This is a genomic window from Paenibacillus sp. 01L418, assembly GCF_056400045.1.
In genome coordinates, this window is sequence record NZ_JBFTSN010000136.1 from 12,824 (window position 1) to 27,394 (window position 14,571).

General features: G+C 46.9%; 15 protein-coding genes and 1 pseudogene. 4 read left to right on the top strand and 12 right to left on the bottom strand.

The features are described from left to right. Positions 1 to 83: 83 nt before the first annotated feature. From AC1DSE_RS17230 to AC1DSE_RS17245, 4 genes are all read right to left on the bottom strand, one after another. Positions 84 to 341 carry a hypothetical protein gene (locus AC1DSE_RS17230; RefSeq protein ID WP_477527945.1) on the bottom strand — a complete coding sequence of 86 codons (258 nt, stop codon included), beginning with the start codon at positions 339 to 341 and terminating at the stop codon, positions 84 to 86. A 183-nt stretch (positions 342 to 524) separates the two neighbouring features. Next, the gene (locus AC1DSE_RS17235; protein WP_477512773.1) at positions 525 to 2,114 is read right to left on the bottom strand and encodes a UDP-glucose--hexose-1-phosphate uridylyltransferase; all 1,590 of its coding nucleotides are present in this window, start codon (positions 2,112 to 2,114) and stop codon (positions 525 to 527) included. A gap of 33 nt (positions 2,115 to 2,147) precedes the next feature. Further along, positions 2,148 to 3,134, bottom strand: a complete 987-nt coding sequence (gene galE / locus AC1DSE_RS17240; RefSeq protein WP_477527946.1) for a UDP-glucose 4-epimerase GalE — start codon at positions 3,132 to 3,134, stop codon at positions 2,148 to 2,150. A gap of 43 nt (positions 3,135 to 3,177) precedes the next feature. Further along, positions 3,178 to 4,350 carry a galactokinase gene (locus tag AC1DSE_RS17245; protein ID WP_477527947.1) on the bottom strand — a complete coding sequence of 391 codons (1,173 nt, stop codon included), beginning with the start codon at positions 4,348 to 4,350 and terminating at the stop codon, positions 3,178 to 3,180. Positions 4,351 to 4,555: 205 nt separating this feature from the next. Here AC1DSE_RS17245 and AC1DSE_RS17250 point away from each other — a divergent pair, with 205 nt between their 5' ends. Then, positions 4,556 to 5,425: an AraC family ligand binding domain-containing protein gene (locus AC1DSE_RS17250; protein WP_477527948.1), complete on the top strand. Its 870-nt coding sequence runs from the start codon at positions 4,556 to 4,558 to the stop codon at positions 5,423 to 5,425. 101 nt (positions 5,426 to 5,526) lie between these two features. Continuing rightward, positions 5,527 to 6,756 carry an NAD(P)/FAD-dependent oxidoreductase gene (locus tag AC1DSE_RS17255; RefSeq protein ID WP_477512770.1) on the top strand — a complete coding sequence of 410 codons (1,230 nt, stop codon included), beginning with the start codon at positions 5,527 to 5,529 and terminating at the stop codon, positions 6,754 to 6,756. 150 nt (positions 6,757 to 6,906) lie between these two features. Here AC1DSE_RS17255 and AC1DSE_RS17260 read toward each other — a convergent pair whose 3' ends face one another. After that, positions 6,907 to 7,461, bottom strand: a complete 555-nt coding sequence (locus AC1DSE_RS17260; protein ID WP_477512769.1) for a hypothetical protein — start codon at positions 7,459 to 7,461, stop codon at positions 6,907 to 6,909. 193 nt (positions 7,462 to 7,654) lie between these two features. Here AC1DSE_RS17260 and AC1DSE_RS17265 point away from each other — a divergent pair, with 193 nt between their 5' ends. Then, positions 7,655 to 8,845 carry a magnesium transporter CorA family protein gene (locus tag AC1DSE_RS17265; RefSeq protein ID WP_441877422.1) on the top strand — a complete coding sequence of 397 codons (1,191 nt, stop codon included), beginning with the start codon at positions 7,655 to 7,657 and terminating at the stop codon, positions 8,843 to 8,845. Between the two features lie 71 nt (positions 8,846 to 8,916). Here AC1DSE_RS17265 and AC1DSE_RS17270 read toward each other — a convergent pair whose 3' ends face one another. Further along, on the bottom strand, positions 8,917 to 9,885 hold the full coding sequence (locus AC1DSE_RS17270) for a Gfo/Idh/MocA family protein (protein WP_477527949.1): 969 nt from the start codon (positions 9,883 to 9,885) through the stop codon (positions 8,917 to 8,919). A 150-nt stretch (positions 9,886 to 10,035) separates the two neighbouring features. Here AC1DSE_RS17270 and AC1DSE_RS17275 point away from each other — a divergent pair, with 150 nt between their 5' ends. Next, on the top strand, positions 10,036 to 10,851 hold the full coding sequence (locus AC1DSE_RS17275; protein ID WP_477512767.1) for a lipase family protein: 816 nt from the start codon (positions 10,036 to 10,038) through the stop codon (positions 10,849 to 10,851). 100 nt (positions 10,852 to 10,951) lie between these two features. Here AC1DSE_RS17275 and trhA read toward each other — a convergent pair whose 3' ends face one another. The 6 genes and pseudogenes from trhA to AC1DSE_RS17305 form a co-directional block, all read right to left on the bottom strand. Then, the gene (gene trhA / locus AC1DSE_RS17280) at positions 10,952 to 11,599 is read right to left on the bottom strand and encodes a PAQR family membrane homeostasis protein TrhA (protein WP_477512766.1); all 648 of its coding nucleotides are present in this window, start codon (positions 11,597 to 11,599) and stop codon (positions 10,952 to 10,954) included. 73 nt (positions 11,600 to 11,672) lie between these two features. Then, a complete protein-coding gene (locus AC1DSE_RS17285) occupies positions 11,673 to 12,368 on the bottom strand; it encodes a lipase family protein (RefSeq protein WP_477512765.1) in 696 nt (231 codons plus the stop codon). A gap of 274 nt (positions 12,369 to 12,642) precedes the next feature. Next, a complete protein-coding gene (locus tag AC1DSE_RS17290; RefSeq protein WP_179089865.1) occupies positions 12,643 to 12,846 on the bottom strand; it encodes a hypothetical protein in 204 nt (67 codons plus the stop codon). A 32-nt stretch (positions 12,847 to 12,878) separates the two neighbouring features. After that, on the bottom strand, positions 12,879 to 13,796 hold the full coding sequence (locus tag AC1DSE_RS17295) for a TRM11 family SAM-dependent methyltransferase (protein ID WP_477527950.1): 918 nt from the start codon (positions 13,794 to 13,796) through the stop codon (positions 12,879 to 12,881). Between the two features lie 27 nt (positions 13,797 to 13,823). After that, positions 13,824 to 14,153 carry a LapA family protein gene (locus AC1DSE_RS17300; RefSeq protein ID WP_339207192.1) on the bottom strand — a complete coding sequence of 110 codons (330 nt, stop codon included), beginning with the start codon at positions 14,151 to 14,153 and terminating at the stop codon, positions 13,824 to 13,826. Positions 14,154 to 14,339: 186 nt separating this feature from the next. After that, positions 14,340 to 14,571: pseudogene (locus tag AC1DSE_RS17305) on the bottom strand (iron permease); the annotation flags it as partial.

Sequence of the window (14,571 nt, forward strand, 5' to 3'; positions counted from 1 at the left end):
CATTTATTTTCATTTTTCTACAAAAGAAGAACCGAGCCAGGCAACTTCGCCGAACTCGGTTCTTTTTATTGTTCATTCAGTATTTACTCCAGCTCTTCCACTTCTATTTCCGCAGCTTCTATAGACAGCTTTATTGATACTTCTTTGTGCTCGCCTTTTAGAAAATGTGCGATTCGCTCCAGCTTGTCTGCAAGTGCAGGTCCGCTTAGCGTCGTATTTAAATGGTAATCGAAGCTATCCGACGGAAGCTTGCGCTCCGCGAAAGCAGACTGCCCGGTCCAGCCGCGCTCTCCGCCAGCATTCGTTCTCGTTATGAGCTGCTCTTGGACGGGATAAAACAAATATAATTCAAAAAGGTTTGTTTATTCTATAAAAAATACCATAAATTTTGTCACTTTACAAATTAATATAATTTCACAATGCATGATTATAAAACATTATATAAATTGCTTCATTTTTAAGCTTGATAACAAAAAACCTCCATCCAATCGCTAGTGGCCCGCGTGGATAAAGGTTTTATAATTTTATGCTCTTTGGAGCCCTATAGACGTTAAGAAACGTTCGAAGGCTGCGGCGCCATCAGCTGTGCGCTTGTATACGCCTGCGTCCTTCAACACCTCTAGAAACTTGCTGCCCGTTTCAGCTTCAACGATTTTTTTCGCTTGTTCAGCAGTATTTGAAGATCCAAAACGATCGATTAGAGCTAGCAGCCACTCTGCATGCTTATGGAGCGGATGAGAGTCCGCATGAAGCTCTTCTGGAACAGCAGCTGATGCCCCTGACAAATAAGCTGCAATTTGCTCCAGTTCATCCTTCAAGCGTCCTGGCAGTACTGCAAGTCCCATGACTTCGATCAAGCCGATATTTTCTTTCTTCACATGATGCAAATGCTGATGCGGATGGAAAATACCGTCCGGATGCTCTTCGCTCGTGCGATTGTTGCGAAGCACTAGATCAATCTCATACTCGCCATTGTCCCGTAGACGTGCAATAGGCGTAATCGTGTTATGCGGAGTATTTGTACCATCGGCCTGCTTCGTAAATGCCAGCACATCTACAGCCTCATCGCTATAATTACGCCATTCAACGAGAATATGGCAAGCTGCACGATGAACATCCGCTTTGGACGTCCCGTTAACCCGAACGACTGACATCGGCCAGTTCACGATGCCAAAGCGCAAGCCTGGCAGCTTAGGGTCAGTAAACAGCGTATCTGTTGATGCAGCTTCCATCGGAAACACATGGCGGCCGCCTTGGAAATGATCATGGCTTAGAATCGATCCGCCGACTATCGGCAAATCAGCGTTCGAGCCAATGAAATAATGCGGAAACAATTCCACGAAGTCGAGCAGTCTCGCGAATGAAGAATGCGAAATAACCATCGGCTCATGTGCGCCTTTGAAAATGATGCTGTGCTCATTGTAATAAACATACGGTGAATATTGCAGATACCACTGCTCTTCTTGCAGCGTGAGCGGCAGGACACGCAGGTTTTGACGAGCCGGATGATCAGGACGGCCAGCATAGCCAACGTTTTCTACGCAGAGCAAGCACTTCGGATATTTCGCCTGCGGCATCGTTTTGAGCAGCGCAATCTCCTTCGGATCTTTCTCGGGCTTCGAGAGATTAATCGTAATCTCAAGATTTCCGAATTCTGTCTCGTGCAGCCAATAAAGGTTTTTGCGAATGCGGTCCATCCGAATGTAGTTCGAATCGATGCTCAGGTTGTAGAATGCGTCCGTAGCTGCTTTTAGCCCCTGCTCCTTCGCCAAACGCTGAAATGCAGCGCTGGCTTCAGAAGGACGCGGCAGCAAGAAGCCCATAATGCGAGCATCAAGCAAATCGCGATATGTCGTCGTATTATCTGGAATGAGTCCGATTGCGTAACCATAGTCAAGCAGCGGCTCCAGAAGCGGTACTGCGCTTTCGAGTCGCTCCTCCGGCACTTGGCCTTCAAAAGGCTCAGTAAAGTGAAAGAGATCAAGCAGTTCGTTTCTCGCTGCATGCGTATCAAGCTGATCGTTCAGCAGATTGCGCTGCAATCCAAATTGCAGCAAGCGTTCTATAAGAATCAGCGCATCGTTTGCTGATGTTGCTTGTTGTTTGGTTTCCAAGGTGATGCAGCTCCTTTCCTTTAAGCGTCAATCCTAGTCGTTGTATCCATTTGGATTCGCTTCATGCCAGCTCCAAGCGCTTTTGATAATGTCTTCAAGCTTATCCCGCTTCGGATTCCAGCCCAGCTCCTTGCGAGCACGATCTGATGAAGCTACGAGAATAGCAGGGTCGCCCGCACGGCGAGCTTCGAACACAGCAGGGATTTCTTTGCCAGTCACTGTGCGCGCAATTTCAATAACTTGTTTGACAGAAAAGCCTGTTCCGTTGCCTAAATTGTATACAGAGCTTTCAGCTCCGCTGCGAAGACGATCCACTGCAAGCACATGGGCATCGGCAAGGTCGCTTACATGAATGTAATCACGGACACACGTACCGTCTGGCGTCTCATAGTCTTCTCCAAATACCGAAATATGAGGACGTTGACCAAGCGCTGCTTGGAGCACGATAGGAATCAAATGGGTTTCCGGGCTATGGTCCTCGCCGATTTTCCCGCTCTCATGAGCGCCCGCCGCATTGAAGTAACGAAGCGAAACAAATTTGATGTTATGAGCAACATCGAACCATTTCATCATTTTTTCCATCGCAAGCTTCGTTTCGCCATAAGCATTCGTCGGAAGCGTGCGATCGTACTCGTCGATCGGCACGTTCTCCGGTTCGCCGTAAGTAGCAGCTGTCGAAGAGAATACGATTTTACGAACATTGTATTCATTCATTTTCTCAAGCAGGCAAAGCGTACCAAATAMGTTATTGTGATAATATTTGCCCGGATCCTTCATGCTTTCGCCAACAAGCGAATTCGCTGCAAAATGGATCACTGCATCGATTTCATTTTCCTTAAAGACGGTATCCATGAAAGCTGCATCGCGAAGATCACCCTCATACAGCTTGCCTCCAAGCAAAGCCTTGCGGTGACCCTGCTGCAAGTTGTCGACGATAACGATTTCCTCGCCGCGTTCCTGCAATGCCGCTACTGCATGCGAGCCGATGTAGCCAGCCCCTCCAGTTACTAATACTGCCATGATTCATTTCCCCTCTCCATTTGGTGTCGCATGATCATGCTATTTATACTAGGCGCTCTACGCCATTTCCGATTGTGCATACATAGAAGTCAGCAGTTAAGCCTGTTGCTTCATTATACTTGCGGCCTACCTCTGCTTGGAACGCTTCAACGCTGTCTTCGTGAACGAGCGAAACCGTACATCCGCCGAAGCCTGCGCCCGTCATACGCGAACCTAGTACGCCTGGTACGAGGCGAGCAGCCGCAACCATGGCATCCAGCTCAGCACCCGTTACTTCGTAAAGATCGCGCAGCGAATCGTGTGAGCCGTTCATTAATTGTCCAAACTGCGCAAGATCGTTTGCTTTCAATGCTTTGATTGATTGCAGTACACGGTCGATTTCTTCTACCACATGCTGTGCGCGTTTGCGAACTGTTTCATCCTTGATCAGATGTTTTGCAGAGTTAAATTGCTCCAGATTAATCTGTCCAAGAAGCGTAAGCTCAGGGAATGCTGCTTTAAGATCCTGTACCGCCTGCTCGCATTGTGCGCGGCGCTCATTATAAGCGGAGTCAACCAAGCCGCGGCGTTTGTTCGTATTGCCTATTACCAGCTTATAGCTGCCGGAATCAAATGGAATGAGATCATATTCAAGCGTATCGCACATGAGCAGGATGGCATGGTCCTTTTTGCCGTTTGCAACCGCGAATTGGTCCATGATGCCGCATTGCACGCCATTAAACTCGTTTTCGGATTTTTGTGACAGCAATGCGATTTTCACTTTATCAGTTGGAAGTCCCTCAAGAGTTTGCAGTGCAAAAGCTGTTACGACCTCAATGGATGCAGAGGAGGAAAGTCCAGCACCATTTGGAATTTCGCCATGATACAGCAAGTCGTAGCCGCTGGAGAATTTCACGCCTGCTTGCAAAAGCTCATGAACAATTCCTTTAGGATAGTTCATCCAGTCGTCAGCCTCGTCATACACAATCGTGTCGAGCGAGAAGCTTTTTGACGCTGGGAAGTTTGTTGTCGCTAGACCAAGATGATGATCTGGGCGTTTGCGGATAAGAAGCGTCGTTCCGAAAGTTAGTGCAGCTGGGAATACGTAGCCGCCGTTGTAATCTGTATGCTCACCGATCAAGTTTACGCGGCCTGGAGCATGAAATACAGCGATGTCGCTTGCGTCTCCGCCGTATTGTTGTATGAACTGCTGTGTTAGCGCTTCAATGTTTGCCATTTGCTATCACGTTCCTTTTTATATCGATTTTGTATGTTTGGATAACAACTTTAGTATACGGGAAGCAGCAGTAAAACTAAATGGCGGCAAGTGCTTTTTATATGGATTAATGTGACTTCTCGCATAAACATCGGACATGCTATGATATTATAAACTCTACAATTGTTTATCTTCGCATTCCACTGTAAAGCAGGTGTAAAGTAAAATGCAGCAGGATATGTATACCGTAGCCTCCAATCCCGTTATCAGTGATGGCAAAAACTCCCCACTCAATGTATTGTTTGCTGGCGAGAGCCAAACGAAGCCGTACCACCGGCTTGGTCCCAAGGTTTATGACTTCTATTTGATGCACATCGTACTGGAAGGAAAGGGCATCTTTATTTGTGATGAGGTTAAGCATGAGCTTCGTGCAGGGCATACGTTCTTAATTGAGCCGGAACAATTAATCAGTTATGAATCTGACGGTGACACGCCATGGAAATATCGCTGGGTCGCATTTCATGGAACATTGTCCGCCGATCTTGTTGCAACCGCTGGCTTAACAGCCGAGCAGCAGGTAGTGTTTACGCCAGATAAGCGGCGAGCCGCTGCATTGTTTCGTCAAATCTATGATACCTTTAGGCGKGGAGGCGCTGCGTCTGATATGAGAGCCGTAGGTTATTTGCATTTGCTCCTTGCCGAGTACAAAAGCGCGCTCAATAGCCAGAACGGCAATGAAATCCGTACCTCCCAAGCAGAAGGCGATCATTTGCTTCAACAAGTCATCCATTACTTATCAACGCAGTATGCCCATCCGGTCTCCATTGAACAAATGGCGGAATCGCTTGGCTACAATAGAGCGTACTTGTCCCGTTTGTTCAAGCAGCGCATTGGCGTATCTCCCGTTACTTTCCTGCTCAAGCTCCGAATCGATRAAGCACGCCGCATGCTGAGGGAACGGCCAGAGCTGACCATCGAACAAATTTCCGCATCAGTCGGTCTACAGGATGCTCTGTACTTCTCCAAACAATTCCGCCGGCTTCATGGCCAATCTCCTACAGCATACCGCATGGCGATGCGGAATTTAGGTGACTAAGCAGCGCCGTTCAGCTGAATATCCATCCTCTTGTTAGTATCAGCTCCCGATCGCTTCATATTCGTAAATTCGGGTAATACTATCGTAGGGAGTGATGTTCTATGAAAGAGCTGCACACCGGTAACTTATATTGGCCGGTTACATTAAACAATCCCAAGGTGTATGCGCCCTTGCGGCAAAACAAAAAAACACAAGTGGCTGTTATAGGAGGCGGGATGTCAGGTACGATCTGTTCTTCTGTTTTCAATAAAAGCGGCCTTTCCACCATTATGCTTGAACGGGGACAGGTAGCCGGCGGAAGCACCTCAGCCAATACAGGCCTCCTGCAATTTTGCAACGATATTATGCTTTGTGACCTCATCGACCAAATCGGGGAGCGGGATGCCCAAATCTTCTATAAAGCGTGTAGAGATGCAGTCCAAATGCTCGAAAAAACAGCTATCTCCCTTTCTATCGATGTAGGATTGATTAGAAGAAACAGCCTGTATTATGCCTCTTCGGAGCAGGAGCTTCCTAAACTCAAAAGGGAATATGAGGCTTTAAAGGCTTGTGGACTTGAAGTCGAATTCTGGTCCCCGAGCGACATCGCCAAACATTTTCCGTTTCAGAAGCCAGGTGCGATCGTTGCACACGGCGACGCAGAGGTAAATCCTTATCAGTTCGTAAACGGTGTAGCAAACGATGCTGCTGAAGCTGGGCTTGAGATTTATGAGCAAACCGATGTCGTAGCACATGAAACGCTGCCAAGCGGCCTCCATCTTCTAAAAACCGCTGACGGTTATGAGATTGAAGCAGATCATGTTGTTTATGCTGTAGGGTATGAGCCTGAAGAGCTTCGCGGCAAGCTGATCAAAGCAGAGCTGAATCGCTCCTTTGCACTTGTCACTGAAGTTCAGCCAAGTCTTCAAAGCTGGCACGAACGCTTTCTCGTATGGGAAACTGCCCGTCCCTATTTGTATATGCGAACGACTATTGACGGCCGCGTCGTTGTCGGCGGCTTGGATGAGCATACTGAAAAGCCCACTCACAGCGATAAAGAACTTAGGAAACACAGCGATAAGCTGCACAGCCAGCTAAAGGCTTTATTTCCCGAGCTGCAGGCTCCCATTGCCTATCAATGGTGCGCCACCTTCGGAGAATCGCGTGACGGCTTGCCCTTTATAGGTGCTGATCCCGCTTGGAAAAATGTTTATTATTGCTTAGGTTATGGCGGCAACGGTACCGTATACAGCATGCTTGCATCCCATTTGCTGCGTGATCTTATTATCGGCGAAGAGCATCCCTTAACTGAAATCGTAAAGCTGGATCGCAAATCCTTAGCAAATGTATAATCAACAACATAAATGATACAACTTTTCATTGCGGCTGCCGTCCGTCGGACGGCTTATATACATAATTAAAAAGCCTCACCTATCGGCAAAAATGGCTTCTGCGCGATAAGTGAGACTTCTTTATATTTATCTTTCTGATGTAACCAGCAGCTATTCGCCAGCAATAACGCTAGAGGCATTGCAGGCGCGAAAAACAGCTTCTGCCGCCCCCAGCCGTGACAAATCCGGACCGCCATCCTTGTCAAACAACGATTTGCTTTCCAGAGTTTCAACAATAACGATTAATGAACCGCTTTGCAGAGCATCACTGCACAATCGAACTTCTTCATTTTCAAGACCAAGCGACTGCAGCGTTCCACTGTGATCGTCATCGCCAAGCAGAATTGCCGCTGCAAAAGGAAAACCTCCGGCAGCATAAGGCGCTGTCCCGTAACCTGTCATGCCATAAACAGCATTCATGCCAGCTCCTGCAAACCCAGCAGCAGCAGCCATGCCAAGACTACCTAAACCTTGACGGTCAGGTATATCTTCGAGCTCTCTAAGCTCGTCCACATGGACATCGCTCTCTGCTTCTACGCGCCTAGAATGCTCAGAATCTTTCGCTATGACTTTTAGCTCGCCTTGAACGAAGCCCGCTTGCTCCAGCTGTTCAATAGCCGTTATGACTTGCTGCTCCGTTTCAAATATGCCTATTTTTTTTGCCATTGCCTTATCCTCCTTATGTTGCATACTAATCTTGGTATGCCCTTCTTATGGCGGATTAAGTCGTATTATGTTGAAATTTGACATGAAATAACGAAGGTTTTGTGTTATCAAATGATCAGGTTGTGCATCATTGAAGTTCGCGGTATGATGGAGGAATAGATATTGGAAAATCGGACAAGCAGGAGGCAGAGCGATGATTCATCGGATGCTTCGCTATCCCGCAGGATGGGAATGGCATGTACTGCAGCAAGCGAGGCAGCAAACCGTAAGGAATGAGCCCTTGCCCAGCAGGAAAGGTGCACAAAGGCAAACCGTTTCTTCAAGCGAAGGACAAAAGACCATTAAAGCCATTACCAAACAGGAACAGGAAGCGGCTCAGCAGCAGAGAGATGAGCTCAAGCAGCTATTTCCGGAATGTGCGTCATGGATTGATGAATGCGCAGGCAGAAGAACAAACAATATATCCGTTGGCGGTGCGACGCATTCGCAGAAGCTGCTATATGGCACTGTTATGTTCCAAGTGTCGGACGACCAATCGGATATTCAACCTTTTCACTTCTGGCTGACAGAAGACCGGCTGCTGACGATGCATGATGACATGCGCATTCCGCTCCGACTTCAGTCCATTGACCATAACCTAAAGTTCGAGAGCTGCGAATCAGCTCCTGAAGCGTTATTTATTATGCTTAGCATTATTTTGGAAACGTTCCATGCTGGTCTTGATGGTTTTGAAAAAAGACTCGGAGAGCTTGAAACGACGATGCGCAATGAGAATCGTACCGGCCTTATCGATACTATTTTTGAGAGGCGTTACGATTTGCTTCATTGGAGTCATCTTTTCATTCCGATTAGAGAAGTACATAGTGCTGCACAGGAAGCTTTCATGGATGAACTCACCGAGACGGACAGCTTTAAGCGCATTACGCATAAGCTGGAGAGAATCGAAGCGCTTCTGAAGCATTACGCACTGGAAATAGATACCTTGATCTCAATGGACGATGCCATCTCAAACTTTCGCGGCAACGATATTATGAAGACGCTCACGATATTTACTGTCTTGTTCCTGCCTGCTACGATTATAGGCGGTATATGGGGCGTTAACTTCGAGATCCTGCCATTTAAAGATAATAAGTGGAGCTTTACAGCGATGAACGTATTTATTTTATTCGTAACGATTTTCATGTATTTATGGCTTTGGAAGAAAGGCTGGACTGGCGACTTGTTAAATGGACGCAATCCGAAGGAGATTGTTACTACTGATTCTTCCTCTCAGGCAAAACGTTCCAAGCGTTCGAAGAGCAGCCGTTCGCAGAAAGCCTCTGCGAATGCTTCAAGTGAACCCCCTCAAGCTCAAACGCGTTCCCAAAGAAAACGAAGCCAATAATGATAGTCAGCCCATATTAAAACCGTCCACTAGGGTCAATGACCTTCATGGACGGTTTTTTACATCATATTCTAAAGCTTAACTGGCAATCCAGTACGAGCAGATTCATTAGCAGCAATGGTCACTTGATGTGTTCTTACTGCATCCGCATAACTGGAGCGAATGCGGGAAACATCCCCGGTTCGGATCGCATAAAGAAAAGCCTCATTTTCCAACTCATAGGGATCCGTTTGGTTAGCATACTCTGTTCTGCGGCCAGCCTCCGTGTCGATCAATCCGCTATGGCCAAGCTCCAGCACGCCTTTGTTCGTATAAATATGCAGTCCGGAACGATCTCCAGCTGGGATAGCGCAAGTATTGCTAATTGTAGCAACTGCACCACCCACTAGCTTCAGTGTAACTGTGCCTACATCAGGAACCGTCACACCTTCTTCAACACCGCTCATATATCGATTGCCGTAAGCTGCGTAAACCTCACTTACTTCACCAACCGTATACCTTAGCAGATCCACAATATGTGTTGTCTGCTCTACGAATTGACCGCCTGATCCTTCCATCTTGCGCCACCAGCTTACCCCCGGCATGGAGCCCATCCAATAGCCAAGCGCCATTAATGTTGTGCGCTCGCGCAGCAGCTCTCTTGCACGGTCGGTTCCATCCATATAACGGAAATGATAGCCAGCCGATGTAATCAGCTTTTTCTCTTCGATTCCTTTCAAAATCTCAGACGGCAGCTGCTCGTCCACTCCAAGCGGCTTCTCTACAAGAAAGGGAATGCTTCTTTCAAGCAATGCAGATTCAATCTCGCCATGCGCAAATGGCGGTACACAAATATATACCGCATCAAGCTTACGATCATCCAGCATGCGATGTATAGAATCATAACCGCGTGCACCCTCAAAGCGCTGTGCTGCTGCATATGCTTTTTGCTGGCTAGTTGCTAAGAAAGCAGTTACCTTGATGCCGGCAAGCTTAGCGAGCTTCTCCGCGYGCATCATGCCAAACCATCCTGTACCTGCAATACCTATTTGAAGAGTCATTTATGAATCCCCTTTCATAATCGCGTTATTCCCCGATTATACTTGTAGCTGCCTTATGAAGTCCATTTTTTTCCGCTGGTACCCATCTGCAGGGCTGATCATATATTACAAACATCGGGAGAACCGGAGTTGTATGAGCGGAGGGATGGTATGACAGCAAATACGAGAGGTACGTTAACCACGCAGGATCTCGATTATCGAACGGCTTTGTTTTTGGCTGCGGTTTGCGGACAAACGTACATGCAATACAACAACAAAGACGGATTATTTCTTGTACCTAGAACCTACAGCTTAGTAAGTGAATTTACGGCTAGAGCATATGACGACAGCGATGAACGATTCGGTTTTGTTTTAACATCTGAAGGTGCATCCGTGCTCGCTTTTCGCGGCAGCAACTCTGCAGTGGATTGGGTATCTGATTTCATTGCCCAGCAAACGACTTACCGCCCAGTCAAAAATGCCGGTCTAACGCACAAGGGGTTTACTGACATCTATATGTCAGCACGTACTCAAATCATTGAAATCATAAATCAGCTTCCACAGGGCAGACCGCTGTTTATAACAGGACACAGCCTTGGGGGAGCACTTGCAACCCTTGCTGCCCTCGACCTTGCGAACAACACCTCATTTATAGATCCCATTGTATATACGTATGGAGCACCTCGAGTCGGAGATCCGAAGTTTGCAAGCAGCTATAACGCATCCATTGGTACCCATTGGCGTTTTCAAAACGAATTTGATATCGTCCCCCATCTGCCTACGCTTGTTTACCAATCGCCAAAGACTAAACAAACTTACTACTATATGCACGCAAAGGGTGAGGTGAAACGTTCGTTCCGTATGGGCTCTGTCTCAGGAAACCATATATTATCAAACTACTTCGCTGATCTTGCCCAAGAAGATCCTGCCTTTGCCCTGGCCATTTGCGCGGAGCCGCCAGGCTGGTGCCCAGCAATTGAAGTTTAATTCCGAGCTGCTACAAAAAAACAAAAAAAGCAAATCTCATCTCCCGCACCGCTTGCTTCATGCGAGTAAGATTTGCTTCTCTATGTCCAAATAATCTTTTTCATTTCGCTGGGAGAACATATAGCAGTATAGCGAAGAAATGGACAATTGAACCGCCAAGTACAAACAAATGCCATACGGCGTGATGGTAAGGAAAGGCACGCCACATATAAAATATCGTTCCGAATGTGTACAGCAAACCCCCTGTTACGAGCAGCTGCACCCCTCCTGGAGCTAGATGCGTTGTGAGCGGCTTCCAAGCAAATACGATAATCCATCCCATTGCGATGTAAATGATCGTTGATGTGAATAAAAATCGTGATGCAAAAAAAGCCTTAAACGCTACACCGATTAATGCCGCTCCCCAAACGATCCCAAACAGTACCCAGCCAAGCGTACCTTGCACGATATGGAACAATATCGGAGTATAAGTTCCTGCTATAAAGACGTAAATAAACGAATGATCAAGTGATTCAAATACCCGCTTCGCTTTTCCCTCGGGAAAGCTGTGCACGAGCGTAGAGGCCGCATACAGCAGCAGCATGGCTGATCCATATATAGTAAAACTGACAACATGAAAGGCCGTTCCCCTCGTTGCCGCGAATACGATCAACACGACGAGTGCCGCAATGCTGAGTGCAGCCCCAATCCCATGTGTGACGGCATTCGCAATTTCTTCTTTCTTTGTGTACGTATGTGTATTGGCCATGGGTCCTTCACCTCCTAAGTCGTAAGCATCTCACTCTAGAAGCTGCTGCTTACTCTCACCTTAGTGTATAGGATCAGACCCACCCTTTCAACCAACCCCGCACGCGGTCCACTGTTTTATCTAGATTGCAAATGGCCTCCTGGTCGCTAAAATCCTCCGTATGGCGAAAATAATCCGCATGTCCGCCCACAGTAGGAATTCCTTCAACATAGCCTGGCGCGTACTTCATGCGATTCCACCTTGGCATCGCATATTTGCTTATGCTCCATCCGCCCCAAGTCCCAATTCGGCTAATCGGGTCATTAAGCTTGCCTAAGCTGTCGATGGAATGAAAATAACTAACGCGCTCCTGAAGCTTTGGCTCAATCGGCGTTCTTGGTGATCCGACCTGCACGATTCGAAAATCCTCGATTTGATCCTGCTCATAAAGCATTTTTGCCGCTTGATAAGCAGCGGCACCGCCGCCGCTGTGTCCAATCAGCAATAAACGCTCGCTGCTCATCGTTTGTTTGATTTTCTCCAGCGCATGTTGTCCGCCGATCCGACCAGCCGTTAAACGGTTGGACAAGTCGCTTTTCACCTCTAGCACTTGTCTAACCAAGCTGCGACTGGCATCGCCATAAGGAAATATGACGTGGATAGCTGGTTCGACACCATCGGATTGAAACATTTGTTCCAGCTTAACCTTGCATTCCGTAAATATGCTATTGGATGTTGCGACACCGGCAAGCAAATAAATACTCATTCGTGATGGTTTGGTCGCCGTCATAACGAATCCCTCCGTAATTAACTTAAACGTTATTCATTTTCATGTTTTATTATTTTTTCTAATTCATCCGTGTATATTCATTATGCGGGATAGTCGATTGATTCATTCTTGCCTTTTGTTGTAATTTCCGTAAATTTAGGCAAGAACCCCGTGAACCTCCAAGCTGACTAACCTGCTTCTTATATTATTATATAAGAAAAACGCCTAGCTGTTACCAGCTGGCGTCCTTCATTGTTGCTATTGCTGCATTTCAAAAAAAAGTTGGAACCGACAGCTATACACCCATTTTTTTACGCTGATTGTTAACTTTCTTCGTGTTCTGGCTCTTCAGTGCCTGCGTCCCCGTAGAAAGATGCGATTGGCCTGGAGCTCCTCCAGCTTTCGCTTGTTTCTTCTGAGCGAGCAATTGCTTCGCTTTCTCCGCTTGAGTCAGCTTCTTAGGCTCCTCTTGGGATTCGTTTTGTTCGATTGTAGACATAGGTTCACCTCGTTTCATGCGCTACATAATTCTTATTCTACTACACTTATATATCTGGTAAAAGAGGCTTTACTCAGGGTTGTGGTTTTTATGATCCTCCAAGATGCCAGCTCCAATTGCCTCATCATTGGATCAGTTGTGACAATAACCGCTCGCTTCGCCCACCTTCTTACACTCTCAAGCATAACAATCTGCTCGCTTTCTGGCAAGACAGAGCACAAATTGTATGGCATATCTACAATGGCAGCAYCGTAATGRCCTTCGAGAAGCCGAATATCGCCAAGTCTTACTCGGTCGGGATAACCAAAATGAGCAAGATTTACGCGCGCGCCTCGCACGGCTAGCGGATTGATATCCAACCCCTCAATGTCGATTCCCATTGACATGCCTTCAATCAGAACGGTTCCCATTCCGCAGCACGGATCAATAAGCTTAAGCTGTTCAGCTGCTAGCTCAGCCGCAAGATTCACGATCGCACGAGCTGCTCTTGTTGGCAGTGCGGTTGAATAATTTTGCGGCTTATTCTGATGCCTCAGCCATACAGCTCCGTTCTCTTCCAGCGGTCCAAAGTACCAGCGTCCATAAAGCTTCATTAAACCAAACAGCTGCTCCGCTTTGCGCATATCGGCTTTGCCATGAATAACCGCGCCAGCAGCTCTCTCGAGCATTCTTTGCTCATCGAAGGTGAAGGCTTCATCGCCTTGCGTATAAACAACCTTGAATGTTTTCCCACCCAGCTCAATTGACGGAAGCATAACGATCAGTTCTTCCATACTGTTAGCTTCCATCATGACGGCTATACGCCGTTTTACGAAAGGGCTGCGATCAACCGATAGCTCATGTTGACTTCTGACAACGCCTTGTTTTGGCTTCTCGCCAAATAAGACTTGTAGCTCCAGCTCACACAAAGCCGCTTCATCCTCATGGCATGCATACGTATAAATAAACATTAATGGCCTCACGATCTGATAACTATATTATTCCTTTTGTGAAACAGCCGCCTCTTCGCTCGGCTCCGTTCGGATCGTTGCCTTGGATAAACCAAGCAGCTCCGCTTCGGTTGTAAATTCAGCAAGCTGCTTCTCTAATGATTTGACGGTTCGCTGCAAGCGAATCTGACGTATCATCCCCAGCAAGCCTACGGTTAAGCCGCCAAGCAGCGTCGATCCCAATATGACGAGAATGAGCGGAAGGGTTGCCTTCGTAAACAAAAAGTTCACATGTACCGAATCGATATTGATAACCGCAAATATCGCGATAAGAAGCGCGAATACTAATGCGGAAATAAGAATTCCCGGACCTTTCACACCGATTCCTCCCTTTTCAAAAATCATACCACAAACCTAATCCATTCGCCTATTGGCAAGCTATGAGTAATTACTTAGTCTTACATACTAAACTTAACCACAATTTTATAATAATGAGGCATCAATAAAAAATGAGCTGCTCCAAAAACAGAATATATCTGCTCTTGGAACAGCCCCATTGCATCATTATTTTGCTTCTGCTGCTTTACCGGGTGATGCCGCTTTGCGCAGCTGCGTTATACTTATCTTTACGATAATATACACTAGCACCGCAAGCTGAGGCAGTGTAGTTTCCCAAGTCGGATATACGCCTAACGCACCTATAGTCGGTACACTTGCAGTAGTATGTGACGGAACCCACCCTGATACCTGCAAGGAATGTATGCTCTCGCCAAGGAAGCGAACAACGAGATAATAG